General features: G+C 37.4%; 13 protein-coding genes. 2 read left to right on the forward strand and 11 right to left on the reverse strand.

The window, feature by feature from the left end:
• Positions 1–320: 320 nt before the first annotated feature.
• Positions 321–596, forward strand: a complete 276-nt coding sequence (locus D1B32_RS05530; RefSeq protein ID WP_118888844.1) for a YrhK family protein — start codon at positions 321–323, stop codon at positions 594–596.
• A gap of 30 nt (positions 597–626) precedes the next feature.
• Here D1B32_RS05530 and D1B32_RS05535 read toward each other — a convergent pair whose 3' ends face one another.
• From D1B32_RS05535 to D1B32_RS05570, 8 genes are all read right to left on the reverse strand, one after another.
• On the reverse strand, positions 627–1478 hold the full coding sequence (locus D1B32_RS05535) for an N-acetylmuramoyl-L-alanine amidase family protein (RefSeq protein ID WP_118888845.1): 852 nt from the start codon (positions 1476–1478) through the stop codon (positions 627–629).
• Positions 1479–1539: 61 nt separating this feature from the next.
• Complete coding sequence (locus D1B32_RS05540; protein ID WP_118888846.1) at positions 1540–1773, reverse strand: phage holin; 234 nt, start codon at positions 1771–1773, stop codon at positions 1540–1542.
• A gap of 14 nt (positions 1774–1787) precedes the next feature.
• Complete coding sequence (locus D1B32_RS05545) at positions 1788–2126, reverse strand: hypothetical protein (protein ID WP_118888847.1); 339 nt, start codon at positions 2124–2126, stop codon at positions 1788–1790.
• Positions 2127–2185: 59 nt separating this feature from the next.
• Entirely contained in the window at positions 2186–2890 is a 705-nt protein-coding gene (locus D1B32_RS05550; RefSeq protein ID WP_118888848.1) for a hypothetical protein, read from the reverse strand.
• A 67-nt stretch (positions 2891–2957) separates the two neighbouring features.
• The gene (locus D1B32_RS05555; RefSeq protein ID WP_118888849.1) at positions 2958–3203 is read right to left on the reverse strand and encodes a hypothetical protein; all 246 of its coding nucleotides are present in this window, start codon (positions 3201–3203) and stop codon (positions 2958–2960) included.
• Positions 3200–3637, reverse strand: coding sequence for a DUF1617 family protein (locus D1B32_RS05560; protein WP_118888850.1), 438 nt, complete (start codon positions 3635–3637; stop codon positions 3200–3202). Before D1B32_RS05560 ends, D1B32_RS05555 begins: the two co-directional genes overlap by 4 nt.
• On the reverse strand, positions 3637–4032 hold the full coding sequence (locus D1B32_RS05565) for a hypothetical protein (RefSeq protein WP_118888851.1): 396 nt from the start codon (positions 4030–4032) through the stop codon (positions 3637–3639). The genes D1B32_RS05560 and D1B32_RS05565 overlap by 1 nt, the downstream gene beginning before the upstream one ends.
• The gene (locus D1B32_RS05570; protein WP_118888852.1) at positions 4029–8546 is read right to left on the reverse strand and encodes a phage tail spike protein; all 4518 of its coding nucleotides are present in this window, start codon (positions 8544–8546) and stop codon (positions 4029–4031) included. The genes D1B32_RS05565 and D1B32_RS05570 overlap by 4 nt, the downstream gene beginning before the upstream one ends.
• A gap of 70 nt (positions 8547–8616) precedes the next feature.
• On the opposite strand from D1B32_RS05570, the gene D1B32_RS05575 reads away from it, so the two are divergent.
• A complete protein-coding gene (locus D1B32_RS05575) occupies positions 8617–8820 on the forward strand; it encodes a hypothetical protein (protein WP_118888853.1) in 204 nt (67 codons plus the stop codon).
• Between the two features lie 23 nt (positions 8821–8843).
• Here the strand turns inward: D1B32_RS05575 and D1B32_RS23665 are convergent, their stop codons facing one another.
• From D1B32_RS23665 to D1B32_RS05585, 3 genes are read right to left on the reverse strand one after another with little or no spacing between them, the layout of a single operon-like run.
• Positions 8844–8984, reverse strand: coding sequence for a hypothetical protein (locus D1B32_RS23665; RefSeq protein ID WP_158586210.1), 141 nt, complete (start codon positions 8982–8984; stop codon positions 8844–8846).
• 12 nt (positions 8985–8996) lie between these two features.
• Complete coding sequence (locus D1B32_RS05580; RefSeq protein WP_118888854.1) at positions 8997–9698, reverse strand: distal tail protein Dit; 702 nt, start codon at positions 9696–9698, stop codon at positions 8997–8999.
• Positions 9695–15304, reverse strand: coding sequence for a tape measure protein (locus tag D1B32_RS05585; protein ID WP_118888855.1), 5610 nt, complete (start codon positions 15302–15304; stop codon positions 9695–9697). The genes D1B32_RS05580 and D1B32_RS05585 overlap by 4 nt, the downstream gene beginning before the upstream one ends.
• Between the last annotated feature and the right edge of the window lie 5 nt (positions 15305–15309).

Here is a 15309-nt window from a genome sequence, read left to right on the forward strand (position 1 = left end):
GCTCGTCTTGTGGATTTCCACTTAATATGCCCATTGATATCCTCCTTAGTAAATTCACTTATGTGCCACCTTTCTTTTACGCACACTAATTCTGTTGTATTATGTGTAATTTTTACAAAATAATACTTTATAAGGAGACTATCTTTATGGAGATAAAGCAAACGCCGCATGAAAAAAAAGATAAAAGATCGGGAATGTAAACTCCTATTTATAGGGTATATGTATAAACGTAAATATTAAAATCAATAAAGAAATATGACGTGTAGTTTACTATCAATAGGGTATATAAACTGTGAATTTAACAAGGAGGGGATTAGTATATGCGTTTTCCGAAAACAAAAACTTATACAAATGGGGATACAACGGATATAAGTATACACGGTCAATCCTTAGAGGTTTACTTTAAAAGGAAATATACTTTTTTCCAATTAGTCGGAGACGTTTTAGTGGGAATTTTCTTTGTAACTGGAAGTATATTAAATTTTTTTCCTTCTACTGAGTTACTTGGACGTATAGCTTATTTATTAGGAAGTCTTTCACTCACTATACGTCCTTTATTGAAAATAATAAGGAATATGTGGATTTATAAAAACTAGCCCCCACGATTAATTGGAGGCTAGCTTTATTTACTTAACTCTTAATCGTTGTCCCGGCTGAATAACATCACCAGTCAAGCCATTAAGACTCTTAATAGCATTAACAGTTGTATTATACTGTTGTGCAATACCCCACAACGTCTCTCCACTTTTTACAGTGTGATAAACCACACCCGTTACTTTTAAGACTTGACCAGGATAAATATCATCACTAGTTAGGTTGTTAAGAGCTTTTAGCTCGCTAACAGTCATATCGTGAGCTTGCGCAATGCTCCATAGCGTATCACCGGACTTAACTGTGTATGTTCCAGGGCCACCACTGCTTTTCTTTCTTAGTCCAAAATGTGAAGCTATTGACTCTGCTAAAGCCTTACCTGTAAGGTCCATCACAGTATTATTACGCATTTTTACAATATCGATAGTCGAGTCCATAAACCCACCCTCAACAAGAATTGCTGGCATACGTGACTCTCGCAGCATGTGGAAATTTGCTGACTTAATACCACGATCGCGTAGTTCCATTGCTCCCACAATAGCTGGATGAATCTTTCTAGCTAGTGCTAGTCCAGAGGACGAACCAGGGTAGTGATATGTCTCTGTTCCTGTCCAAGATCCCCATTGACCTGTATTTGCGTTGTGGTGATAAGAAACTAAAATGTCAGCACCTTGACTGTTAGCTTTATTTGTACGTGCAGTTAGCGATACATCCGTATTCCCTGTAGAATCATCCAAACGAATCACTGTTGCATTTTCATACTCATTTAAATACTTAATTGCTGCCACCACTACTTTGTTATTAAAAGACCATTCTCTTTCACCTGCTGGTGTTCTTTTCCCCGGTGTATTAATTCCATGTCCTGCACCTAATGCGATTTTAGCCATAATAAATCTCCTCCTAATATTTTTGTATTAAAAAAGTGGCTTGCCCGTTTGGACTAGCCACCTATTTAATCAGTTGATTTCGTTGTAAGACTTCTTTCTGACGTTTCCCTTTCCAAGTAACATAGTTGTTTTTAAACCAAGCAGTTGCTGCAGCAATACCTGTAAAAATCATGCTGACTATCTCGCCCCATAACGTTTCAGAACCGGGGATTGGATTTAAATCTGCAGTCACTAAAAACTGGTTAATCAATGCGATTACCAGTACGACAGTACGTATTAACGTTCCTTTATCCATCTTCTCACCTCCCTTCAATTAACTAAATAAGTCAATAAAAAAACTGCAATGGATATGCCTAATGCAATCCATGACGGTAAATTCTTAAATGTATTTTCTCGTTGTTTAACTATTCGTTCTACGTCATCCTTGCTCGCTTTCGAATCGATATTAACTTTCATGCTTTCAATGTCCTTCTCATTTGCTTTAGACCTATTGTTAGCACCTTTAGCTATATCGTAGGTCTCGTTAATTTTATCCTTCATATCTAGCAAATTATCGAGTTTCCCGTTTTGTTCTGCTAACGATACTTTTACTTCCATGAGTACAGTCATGAACTCTTTCATGTCCTCCAGCTCCTTGTCTTGTGACATGCTCGACCCCCTATTTCTTATTTGTGTAATTAAAAAAGACGCTCATATTAGCGTCTTTTTTAATCTATTAAGTTTGGAAATTTATTGTACATATAAAAATTTATTATTATTAATAAAAAAATTATAGACGAAATAATTGAAATTAATATTAAACAAAAAACTATCCAAATACTGTTAAATAAATTGAAATTTAGTACAACAATACATAAGATAAATACGAAAAGTAGAGCCAAAGTAGTAATAGAGAACTGTTTATTCGGGCTATAAAAGGATTTTCTCCAATCATTTTCTAAAGCTACTTTTTTAATAGGTAGGTTATAATAATCATTAATAAATTTAAATTCATTATCACGATTTAATAGTAATCCTTTCTTACCAATTGGCTTAAAAATATCCCATGGCTTTGAGTCATTCTCTAAGAATATTACATATCTTGGCTTTATACTAAATATAAAATTTGCTAACGATAAAATCGTAGAAGTAATAATCAGTAATACCATGAACATTATAAAACCGGAAATTAAAAATAAATCATTTATGTTTTCTTCTGTGGATGACTCATTAAATAAGCTTATTAATGCTAGTAAAAGTGTATATAATAAGGTTGCTGTAAAAATTATAGATAAATATACTTTTAACCTTTGGATATTTGTCATAAGCCTTTTTTCTAGTTTAGTGGCATCCCAATAGTTTACCGAGTACGTAATAATCGTTATTATCACAGTAACTGGAACTAATAAAAATAACTTTTCTATAATCTCCAATTTTAATCCCCTCCTAAATACCTATATCGGACATCAGGAGGGGAATGTTTAGATATAAAAATAACGCTTATTCAGCGCCTTCTGTTGATGTCAACCTCTTTACCACATACTCCTTAATCACTTCTGACAGTCTACCTTCCGCACCTGCCATAAAGTACTCCATGAGTGGCATTTTAAAGCTGCCATTTACGTTTAATTGTTCATCAGGGATTGACGTTTGATCTGTTCCTCTAAAGCTGACTACTCGTAACTCCACATCGTTTTCCGTTATATTTCGTGAGCTCGTTTCCGTAAATTCGTAGTTTGCCATCATTCTGCATCCTCCTCTGTGTTATTTTCGTCAAATGCTTCTACCAAAATAAAATGAGCTTCCGCATGTTTCCCGGAAAGCTCTTTATCATAGTCGTTTACTAATTTTTCTACAGTTTTTAAGGCAGACTCTAAATTTTTATCATCAATTACGAAATCCTCGTCATACAAGTCTTTTTGCTGTTCGTTAAACTCTTTTCTAGTTTTCCTATCTTTAAAGTCAAAACCCCCAGCTTCGTTAACAACCAGTTCACCCTCACTGTCTGTCTTAGCATACTCTTTTAGGAGTGCTAGTTCTTCATCTCCCACCTCCTTGTTTTTATCTGTCAATGCTTTAACAATCCGCATTCTGTGGACGTTTTTCTTACCTTTTGCTGACACCGTGTTTTGTAAAAAGTCTGCTACGTTTTTCAAATATTTGTTTTGTAATTTAATCATTATGCATTCCCTCCAAGTTTTTTCTTATAAGCATTCACATTTCCAATGTTAAAGTTATAGAATACTCTTTCGCCATCCGGGTACCATTGAACTCGCTTGGTTACTGTCGCGATAACAACATAATCAATATCAGGAAGTTCGTATTCTACATGCCAAAGAGTGTTTGTAGGATTAGTAAATAATAATTTGGTGCCTATTAGATTCGCTTCAATTTCCTGATAATCATTACCTGTACCCTTGAAATTAAAAGGCATCGGAGTACCAATGTTTATTGGTTCTTGCCATCTATATCTTCTTCTGTCAACATCATTCACAAAATGCGATTCCTTATGGGATACCATTTCACCATCTACTTCAAAATTAAAAATGTAATCTACCTCATGGATAAAATTCATGCTACCTTCTCCTTTAACTTTTTAATTTCATTTTTGAGGAATTGATTTTCTGTTTTTAACCAAGTAATTTCATTTTCTAATTTAATGTCGAGATCCTGCACAGCTTTTATTGTAGGTGCAATCAGTTGTTCATATTGCATTGAGTACATGCGCTCCTCGCCGCCGCTTGTCACCAAACCATAATCATCCGCATTCACGTTGTGTCGATTCAAAGCCTCTATGAGTTGTTGAGCGATGAGGCCGAGCTGCACGTTTTGCTTTCCTACTTCTGCGCCTGTCGGTTTTAGCCTGTACTGGTGAGTCTTGAGGTCGTTTATAAAGTCTAATCCCAAAACATTGTCTTGAATGTCTTCTTTCAGTCTTTCATCAGACGAAACGAGAGGCGCATTACTAAGGTAAATGTAGCTAAATCTATTGTCACTATTACCGATATTGTACGAGTGACTAAATCTATTAATACCTCGAAAGGTAGTATTAAATCCGTCGTTTTGTGGACGCGTGTCGAAACGATAGCCGCCGTTCCCGCTTCCTCCGTCCTCAATTATTAAAGCTCCGTCACCGCCTGTACGAAGTCTATCGAGATAAACATCACGTAATCTTGCTCCGTTTGCGCCAATGTCGTAATTATAAACACCAGTTGTCATAGGATTCATTGTTATCGTGCTGCCCATAAGGTTAAACGTGTAACCTTTGTCAAATCCAATAGCAGAATTTCTAATCTGAAAAATATTACCGACAACCGAGTTCCCTATACCATCCACATTCATACGGGCGTTTGTATTAGCAATAAATCCAGTGAAATTATCCTCGTCCCTGGCAAATACGCTGGTTCCTAAAGAGGTGCCGAGAAAAGCATATGGAAATCGAGCGTTAATATTATTACCGATACCTACGCCCGCAGATCTTATCTGGACTCCCTCAGGGTCATTAACTGTATATAAAATTCTATTTGCAGTGTCCAGGAATCGGATACGTGCTCCTCCACCTAAACTAAAATCAGCATTTTGCATATGGAGCGTGCCAGTGTTTAAGTTTAAATCCATGTTGTTATTATTGGATAATAATCGACCTGACCTTAAAGTACCCATATTACCGCTAATTGCATCTAAACTTGCAGCACTAATTTTATCGGCAGCAACACTCTTAATCTTAGCATCCGTGATAGCAGCATCTTCAATCTGTAATGTACCAACTACACCTGTTCCTAGTTTTAAACGAGTGATAGCTGCATCAGCAATTGCTGATGTTCCAATAACTGCATCATCAATAAGCGTCTGACCTGTAATGTGATGTTTATTACCTGCAATTCTTAAGCCTTCTGACGATAGATTGATAGATGCGATTACTCCATCAACATCAACTTTTAAATCAATCTCATCAGCTAATTGTGATATTCTGCTTTCCGCCTGTGACATTGATTCAATTCCATCTTCCGGTGCTGGATTCCAGCCCGTTGCCTTTGTGCCTTTTTCTATTTGAAAATCCCATATATCAATAACAAAATTTGGTCCATAATTAGGACGATTGGGTTGAATGTACCAATAGGGTGCTGAATCAGACGGAAAACTTGCAGGTGTACTAAAATGTACCTCATAAAAGTGAGTATTAGTATCATCTGGGTAGTTTTGATCTCCGGTCGACCAACTAGATGGTGGGAGTTTAATTCCATCCCTGTAGGTGGCAATATTATCGAAACTATTAGTATGTCCCGCCATTCCAGTTACGGTACCACTAATTTTCTTTACTTTAAATGTTGCTATATAATTTGAATTGGTATCAAAGTAGTTTCTTGAAACCCTTAAGTAAGGATTGCTTGAACCCGTTTTAGTAAGTCTATAAACATAGCCATTCTGTGTAGCAAGACTCATTGAAAGACTATCATTAGATACAATATTTCTTCCACCAATTTGAATATTATTAACTGTAGTAACTATTTCATCAGCCTTAATTTCTAATTGGGCTAATTTACTTTGCGTACCTCCTAGATCACTACTAATTTCACTGACATCTGCAATAATTCCATCTGCTTTTACATCTAATTGTCCAATTTGACTTAGAGCGCTATCAACGTCACCAGTAATCCTATCAATACTAGTTTCGGTATTTTTTACTCTTCCAGATATACCATCAATAGATACCACTAATTCACTAACTTTATTGTTATATACAGTCAAATCTACTTTGTCGTTTATCAGTTCAAATGTATCTTCTGGAGCTGGCGTCCAATCTAAAGATGGTTTATTTCCTTTAACAAGTTTAATCCATTCAATAGAAGCAGTTTCTGTTATAGTGCTTTGAGGCATATTATAAACACGTAAACTGTCGCTGCTATTATACTCTTTGCCGACAAAAGTACCACGGTACACTCCGTTGTTTTCGGTATCTCGACTTAAATTAATGAGCAAGTTTGTTCCAGCACCACTCATTAAATAAATTCCCCATCTATCTTGAGCAGATGGAAGGTTGCCTTTTAGAGAAATTGAATAAGTAACTCCTTCTACCATTCTCTCTGATAATGAGTATTCTGCTATTTGATAAGATGCGTTACTGATAAATTCATCACTATTTAAAACTAAGTTTCTATCTGCTATATTGATATTATCAATGGCGGTATCTACTTCATTTTTTGTATATACTTCGGTTTTTTCAGCTTTTGCATTTAACTGACCAGGCAAAGCATTAAGTGTTAATGTATGATCACTGACCACTCCATCAATATTTGTTAACTGATTAATAGTTATATTAAGTCTTCCTTCGAGATCATCAACCTCTTGATTGATTGTTGTAATAGTCCCGTCAATACTGTCAGCACGATTGATTAAATCACTAATATTGGCATTAACATCGCCTATACGGTTATCTAAATCTGCAAGGATACGAGTTTCAGTCGCTTCTATTTCTTCTTGCGTATAATTGATAGCCTCCATTGGGCCTGCATTAATACGATCAATGGTGTTTTGCGCTAATTTATCTGCAATGTCAAGATTATCCGCTAAGTGGTCGGCAATGATGGATCCAAACAGAATGTCATCACTGATAATACGTGTAGTGCTTGCAGAAACTCTTGCAGACCAATCAGACGATGTGCCGTGATAGTTGACTGCTCTAACGTAGTAGTACCAGGTTTCATCTGTATTTACTGCATGAGCAAAAGCACTTACTTGACCTCTCCATAATAAGTGCTGACTATCAGGAACAAAATCTGCTACTTGTGAGCCATATACTTCGTAATGCTTGATAAATAACTCGTCAGCATAATCCCAATAAAGCTGGATGACTTCAAAGCCCCCATGCGCTTCTACGTTAACTGGTCTTGATGGTTTGCGGTTAGGAAAGCTGTCTTCGGTTACTTTTGATGGTCTATTTCTTATTTTTTCAACCTCATTAATAACCTCGTCTAATCGGTCATCATCAAGATTTAAAAACTGCCCCATCTCAACAACCATCGTACCTTCAATATCTAGCAAATCGTATTCCATAGCAATAACACGGGCTTGTATTTCTATTGGTCTACTAAAATACCTGTCTATAGCTATAGCTGTATCACCTAAAGAAACTTTGTCGTCAAACAGGTCAAGAGATAAACGATAATTGACTTCTGGATGCTTGTTTTCTTGTAGGTTGTTCCAGGTAGCCCATAATAGTTCTTCTGGATCCTCGTAGTCCTGGTTTCTGAATTCCCCATAACGATGGCGCCAAGCACCTGCTCTAAAACGCTTATACTTATCAAACGCTTCCGGGTCTCCTACCCACATCTGACCTTTTGGTTTATCAACTGGATCACCGTTTGCTTTTGACCAAACAACATCTGCAAAATCAATGTAACGTGTATGACCACCGCCCTCAGTCTCTAACGATACCCCATAACCATACATTGCAGTTTTGGGATAAGATAGCACTGTTCGACCAATCTCTGTGATGTTGCGGTCTACCTCAAGGCGTTGTCCAGTATCGGCTCCTAAACGTTGTAACAGTTTAACTTTACGAGCGACGATGTTATTTTCTTCATCAAACTCAACTACGTCTTTAAACTCACCACCCCACGTTTTGATAATATCTATAATCGCATCTACAACACGCAATCGATAAAAGTTAGTGGATGCTAGGCCCGAATCTATTTCAACTTCACCAATCCAACCAGTATTTTCGAGTGCAGCATCTAATGCAAATTGTGCAGTTCGGTCGGTAAAACGTCTATCCAATACGAATGCTTCAGCAAGCTCCATAAACTCCGGTTCACAAATTGCCGTTGTTAATGGACCATCGATGCTGTCGCTATCGTCAAGCTCTTTTATAACAGCTAACCGTAAGTCGCCTTCATGATCTCGATAAACGACTTTGTTTTCATCTTTTACATATTTAGCATTCTCGCTGTCAGCTTCAACAGTAAAAGAAAAAGGCGTGTCTGGTACGCTGTTTACCTCTAAGCGGTAATGCGTATCGACAAGCCCTGTGTCTCCTGTGATTATAGTTAGTGGTTCATCGTTTTGGCTGAAAATGTATAATTCTGTCATGGGTTTCCTCCTTTCTAGTAGGATTTTCCTATTTCATGTCGAATTACTAAATAGGAAGGGAGGTGAAAATATGGAATACGAAACAAAGGTTCACTTCAAAGATGGATCTACAGCAAGTATGCCTATATTACCAAATGAATTTGATGGCAATATGTTCAAAAAACTAGAAACTGCAATATCAACTGATTCCGATATAATAGTTTATGGTACAAACGGTCAAATCGTTAGAAAAGCAAGAACTGTTCACTCTATCGAATTTGTTATAAAAGGTTAACTAGCACCATTTAATAAAGGGGATTATTCCCCTTTATTAAATTTTATCTCTGTCTCATCAGTGCCAAATGCAAAATCCCTTTTAACATCCGAATTATTCATAACTAGTTTCCCTGTTTTTGTATTTAATATAGTATTCCCATCCTTACTCACAAGTTTACTCATCAATACCGCCTCCTAGTAATATCTTTCATCATAAATTATTTTAGCTGCATGACTAGATCGGAAACTTACTCTCCCGGGATTCAATTCATCAAAATTACTACTCATGCTCACAGATTTTCTTAGATCATTTCCGTTTAAAGTTACTTTCCTGCCTGTATATTCAACAATCAGCTTGTCACCTTCGACAAACTCATAATTAAGCTGCAGATAAATATCCCCTGCCCAAAGCTCAAATCGGTTAGTGTTTTTGGTGAATGTAACATCGATTGTCCAGGGTGTTTTGAGTTGCCCCTTTATTTCATGCTGTTCTGATGTTGTATTGACGTTTATTATTTGAGTTTCCCCTGTCTTATAAAGGCTAATAAACTCCAAAGAAGCAGTTGAAAAAGAAACTATTTCCTCTTCCTCAACCGCTCCATTTAATATCGCCCAATGCGTTCGACTCGGCCTATCATCAAATATTAATGGAGCTTCCTTGTCAGTATTTAACCATTCAGCTACTTCCTCGGCTTTATTTAATAAATCCTCTTTACTATCTGCTTCAATACGTAACGTGACAGGAATAGGAACGGGTTCTGTATCAACTTTTCTAACTCGATGCCTACCTCTGTTTGAAACTATTTCATTATTTCTTGGCGCCCAATACGGACGCCCTCTTTCAACTAATTTTATAAAAGGTTTTCGGACACCATTAAATGTCATACTATTGGTCATTTCGGCATCCTCCTTTTTCTATTTTGCTTACGGTGCTGTTTGTTCGTTACATGCGGTTCTACTAGTTCACCAACTGTACGACTATCCATAACAACAGATAAATCCTTTCCTTCTTCAACAGCTTTAGCAATTCTTTTTAATTCGAATAAAATTTCCTTGTTGCTCTTATCATCTGTAAAACCTAATCTATCGCCTGTATCTTGCCAGATACGCTGCTGTCTTACTCGTTTAGATGGATCATGACTTATAATCGATTCAGCCCAACCGCCTTCTGCAATCCAAGCGAGTTGTTTCGTGTTTACAATTCCACCATCTGCATAGCCTACACCTCGATAGGCATTGGCAAGATTACCATAGCGTGATACTGCATAACGGATGGATGCAAGCATATTAGAAAGTGGATCCCAAATATTTTGATTAAATCCTGGCATTGCGTGCGCTCTAAAAGTTGGATCGATGACTTGCATAAGTCCTTTAGATGGAGTACCTCGTTTGGCATTACTATCCCATAAATTAATAGCGTTAGGATCCCCACCAGATTCAGTTTGCATTTGATAAAGCAGGCGTTGTAGATTAGCAGGTGTATATTGCCCAGTCATTTGTAACGCATTGGTTGCTACGCCTGACCACCGTTGGACACCGCTACCGGTTGATGGTACACTGCTTGAAAAGACATCTAGCTTTTCTTTGATAAAATCGACGGCTTTGTCTTTAATCATGGTGAATCCAGCCTTAGCTATATCGCCAGTAAAGCTACCACCTCTTGGCGTTTCAATACCTAGTGTTTTTAACGCGATGTTGAGTAGCTTTCCTGGTTCCTTAACATAATCCCACACATTTCCAGTCCATTCGACAACTTTTTCTCCCGCTATCTTAGCACCGCGCCCTACTGCTTTACCTGCGTCAACAGCTACCTCTTTTACTTTAGTAGCACCTCGTTTAGTTGCTCCCCATGCGCTTTTAGCAATATCACCAATAGAACTGTTACCACTCTTATATGCAGGGATACTACTAAGCAATGTTTCAGTATCCTCGCCAGATAAGATTTTTGTTCCTTTAGGAGCGTTCATTAAGGTATCAGTGTCTGGTGACAACATTGTTCTTCCATCAGGAGTTTGAATCAACTCTTCTTTTCCACCATCACCGACAATCATAAGTCCACCCTTATGTTTACCGCCTTTAGCAAACTTTGGGATAGTTACTTCGTTTATCTGATTGCTTTCACTGACACCAATTTTGTCTAGAACCCAGTTTATACCACCAATAACACCATTCAAGCCGTCTTCAAGTAGCCCTCCCATTTTGTTTACGACTGACTTAGCGCCTTCTTTTACTTTGTCTGCCATACTCTTAAGTCCATCGCTAATTCGACCAGGTAATTTTTTAGCAGCATCAACAATGTCGTCAAATTTACTCTTTATACCATCATAGATACCACTAAATATTTCTGATGTGCGTGTCTTCAAGTTGTTCCAGGTATCTCTAACTTTTGTAAAGATATTAGAAACAGTATCAAAGATAAAGTTTTTTACTTTATTCCAAATATCTTTTATAAAGTTCCAAATCGCACTAAAAATATTGGTTGTGGTATTTTTTATTGATGTAAAACGATCTTTTACGAAATTATAAATTGCTAATAATACCGTCTTAAATAAATTGGTAATAGTTGACCAAATAATGCTGAAAAAGCTAGCAATCGCATTGAAAACTGTTTTAATAAATAATGCGATTAAATCAAATACGCCTTTAATAATTGACCATATAATTGATGTAGCGCTACTTAAAATCTTCTTAATCGCATCCCACATCCCAGACCAGTTACCAGTAAACAAGGAGATGAAAAACTCTAAAATGCCGATTACGATATTTAGTGCGCCTTCAATTACTTTAGTAATGACTGGGAAGACGGTTTGTACAACTTTTAGAATAAACTCAATTCCTGGCACTACAACTTTTTGAATTACCGTTACCAATGCCTCTAATATAGCCATTGCGACTTTCATTGCTGTTTCAATGATCTTTTGGATAATAGGAAAAGCCATCCGCACTATTCGTAACACCAGTGGTATTACTGCTTTAGCTAACTCCAAAATAATATTTACAACTGATGTTATAAGGTCTATGACAATGGGAAGTACAGTTTTGATTATGTTCAAAATCATCGGGAATACTGACTTTACTATAGATAGGACCATCGGAAGCACTGCTTTGACTAATTCCATTACGACATCGATCAATGATGTGAATATCGAAATCACCATAGGCAGTACTGACTTAATAATCTTCAAAACCATAGGTAAAACAGCTTTTACCGCCGATAAAATCATTGGTACAACAGCTTTTACAAGTTCTAGCACAACGTCTATCAGTGCTGTAAACAAATTCATGACTAACGGTAAAACTGTTTTAACGAGATTTAAAATGACAGGTAATACGGACTGGACTACAGATAGCAACATCGGGAATACGGCTTCCACTATTTCTAAAACAACATCAATAAGCATCGTAAAGACTTCTACAGCCACTGATATAACGCTTTTAACAATGTCCAATATCAGTGGGAATACAGATTTAAAGACTTCTAGTAATGAAGGAATAACAACCTTAACTATTTCACCGATTGTTGTTACGATTGTTAGTTGAAACTCAATCCATAACGGAACTATTTCCTTTACTACATCTCCTACAACTTGACCAATTTCTTTGAATAGATCAGCAAAGGTTACGCCTAATTCCACAAAGGTTTCTCCTAGTTCTTGGAACGTTGGCTTTAATTCGTTGATACTATCTGCAATCACTTCTTTTGTCTTGGCAAATTCGGGTCCGAGTTCTGCCACAATTTCGCCAAAAGCCTTATTAAACTCATCCAGTATAGGTTGTAAAGCTTTTAAAACATTAGAAAAAACACTCTGGATAGCTCTCCAAGTGTTATCAATGAAGTTACGGAAATTTTCATTTGTTCGATATAGCTCTGTAAAAATGTTTATCAAGGTCATGATTGAACTGATAATCAATCCAATTGGACCAGTTACACCTAACATTCTTGCACCCATTCCGATTAGGGATGGAGCTACTAGTGTTGCAACACCACTGAAACTCTGGAAAGATTCAATTAGAGATTCGAAATACCTCTTTACGATATCCCCAGCTCTACCGATTAATCCGTTCGCTATCGAATCTGATATTCGTTGACCAACGCTCTCGAATGCTTGTACAGTACTATCAATCGATGCATTAATTGCATCTGAAATCTTACCACCTACACCGCCAGCAAATAATGAAGCACTCTCTAATCCAGTTGAAATGCCTTCTCCTAGATAACTAGCTACTTTCTGCCCGGATTTCTTAACTTGGGATAGCATGTTATTCATCCCAACAATAAAGCTATTCATAAACCAGTCAGCGATTTTCCCACCAAACTGACTAATTGATGAAGCTATATTGTTTAAAACAGGCATAAAACTAGCACTAAACCAATCAGCAATATTTTTGCCAACACTGCTGAAAAATGAACCAACAACTTTAGCTGTATTGACTACTACATCGCCAACAGCAACTGCAGCATCTTTTACGACTTCAAAAGCTTTGCTAACTGCCTTTTGGAAAGTTTCTGAACGTTTGTAAGCTGTGTATAGTGCAGCACCTAAGCCAATTAATATTGCTGCTACTAAAACAAACGGATTCTTAAGCATAGTAAGGTTTAATGCTCGCATTGCTGCATTCAATGCTAACAGCATCCCTCTAACTCCGCCCCCACTTACTACCATCGCCAGATGTGCCGCTCTTTGTGCTTTTGCTAATGCAATTGATACCTTTGTTAACACGTTTCCTGTTTTCTGAATAGCGATAGCTGCAATTAACGCCGAACGATAAGCAAGAATATACGTTACTACACCCGCAATAATTGGAGCAAATATCTTCATTCCGGATATATACTCTAATGTCGGAGCAATCACGCTTTTAAGTACCTGAGCTAATACAGTAAAGACACCTACAAGTGTCATCCCTACCAAGGATGCAACAGGTTGGAGTGCTTGGAATAAATTCTTGACAGTTCTACCTAAACTTTGCATAAAACTTCTTAAATCAGATAATGCGACCTTTAAAGGTTCTACTGCAGGTTTCATCATTCCGAAAAAGTTTAGAATTCCAGAAACCATAATTCCAAATGAATTGCCAAACCATTTCATGAAATCTTGCAGTGGGACTTTTATCGGTTCCATTAGGTTAGCCATTCCGGATGATATAGATGATTTCATACTGTCTACGGATCCAACCCAAGTATCCTTCATCTTTTCCATTAGACCGCCCATACTTGCAGTGGCGCCGGCAACTCCATCTGTTCCTTCTTGCATCCCCTTTACCAAGTCATCAATGGCTTTGGCAGATGACATTGTACCGCTAGAAATTTCCTTCTTCATCTCATCCACTGACTTATTTGCTTGGTTAGCGAGAATCTTTAAAGCTGGAACACCGGCAGATGCAAGCCTATTAATCTGATCCATGGATAATGTTCCGGATACCTGCATATCACCGAATGCACCAGCTATTTGATTCAGTCCTTCAGCACCTTTACCAGAACCCGCTGCTGCATCACCAATCGCTTTCATGGTTGGGATTACTTTCGCTTCATCCATACCAAAAGCGACTAGATTCCTTGCAGTTTCCGCTAAATCCGGGAATGCGAAAGGAGTTGTTTTAGCAAAGCTTAAAACATCATCCAAAAAGCCCTTCGCCCGCTCTGCATCACCCATCATAACTTCCAGTGATACTTGTGCATTTTCAATAGCAGATAAACGCCCCATACCTGTAGCCGCTAAACTTCCTGCGCTCAACAGACCAAGAACAGCAGCGTATCCCTTAACAACGTTCGTTGCTTCACGAAATGGAGCTACAATACCACTCATGATACTTTTTCTAGTTGTAATAGATCCTTGTGAAACGACAGGGGGAATACTAGATAAAGAGTTTTTCATGTTATTAACTGTCGATATAACATTCTTACCAGATGTGGTCATATACGTTCTAATTCCACGTATAGCTTGATTGAATTTGCCTGTTTGGGTAGTTGCTTCCCCTAAACCTTGTCGAACAGAACTAACCCCTGTAACGGCTCTTTTTGCCATTTTAGGGGTGTCAGAAAAGTTTTTATTTAACGTGTAAACCGTTTTATTCATAGCATCCATACTGTCAGATGCCTTTTTAACAGCATTTGGAGTCTTTGCAACTACCTTATTTACATCAGTTACCGTTTTACCTATATCCCCGACACTTTTAACCACACGCTTTGCTACTACTGGAGTTTCAGAAAAACTCTTATTTAAATTGTAAACGCCTTTGTTGATGGTATTAATGCTCTTATCGACCCTTTTTGCTATTTTAGGAGTCTGATCTAAACTTTTATTTAAAGCATATACTTGTCCACTTGCCGTTTTAAAACGTTTCGTAGTAACGTCTGTCTGTTTATTCGTCTTTTTAAAAGCATCGTTTAACGCCTTGTTACTTTTCGCTAAAGCATTAGCGTCTTTCTGGATAGACTGAAAGGCTTTCTTGAGTGCTTTTGCCTCTGCTGTAAACCTTGTTCGCAGTTCCTTAATAACTGTCATAGGTT

This window comes from Oceanobacillus profundus, assembly GCF_003515705.1.
GTDB lineage: Bacteria > Bacillota > Bacilli > Bacillales > Amphibacillaceae > Oceanobacillus > Oceanobacillus profundus.

Coding starts and splice junctions, on each gene's coding strand:
- D1B32_RS05530 (WP_118888844.1), top strand. CDS start 321: ATGCGTTTTCCGAAAACAAAAACTTATACAAATGGGGATACAACGGAT.
- D1B32_RS23665 (WP_158586210.1), bottom strand. CDS start 8,984: ATGAGTAAACTTGTGAGTAAGGATGGGAATACTATATTAAATACAAAA.
- D1B32_RS05535 (WP_118888845.1), bottom strand. CDS start 1,478: ATGGCTAAAATCGCATTAGGTGCAGGACATGGAATTAATACACCGGGG.
- D1B32_RS05545 (WP_118888847.1), bottom strand. CDS start 2,126: ATGTCACAAGACAAGGAGCTGGAGGACATGAAAGAGTTCATGACTGTA.
- D1B32_RS05570 (WP_118888852.1), bottom strand. CDS start 8,546: ATGACAGAATTATACATTTTCAGCCAAAACGATGAACCACTAACTATA.
- D1B32_RS05560 (WP_118888850.1), bottom strand. CDS start 3,637: ATGATTAAATTACAAAACAAATATTTGAAAAACGTAGCAGACTTTTTA.
- D1B32_RS05575 (WP_118888853.1), top strand. CDS start 8,617: ATGGAATACGAAACAAAGGTTCACTTCAAAGATGGATCTACAGCAAGT.
- D1B32_RS05585 (WP_118888855.1), bottom strand. CDS start 15,304: ATGACAGTTATTAAGGAACTGCGAACAAGGTTTACAGCAGAGGCAAAA.
- D1B32_RS05540 (WP_118888846.1), bottom strand. CDS start 1,773: ATGGATAAAGGAACGTTAATACGTACTGTCGTACTGGTAATCGCATTG.
- D1B32_RS05555 (WP_118888849.1), bottom strand. CDS start 3,203: ATGATGGCAAACTACGAATTTACGGAAACGAGCTCACGAAATATAACG.
- D1B32_RS05565 (WP_118888851.1), bottom strand. CDS start 4,032: ATGAATTTTATCCATGAGGTAGATTACATTTTTAATTTTGAAGTAGAT.
- D1B32_RS05580 (WP_118888854.1), bottom strand. CDS start 9,698: ATGACCAATAGTATGACATTTAATGGTGTCCGAAAACCTTTTATAAAA.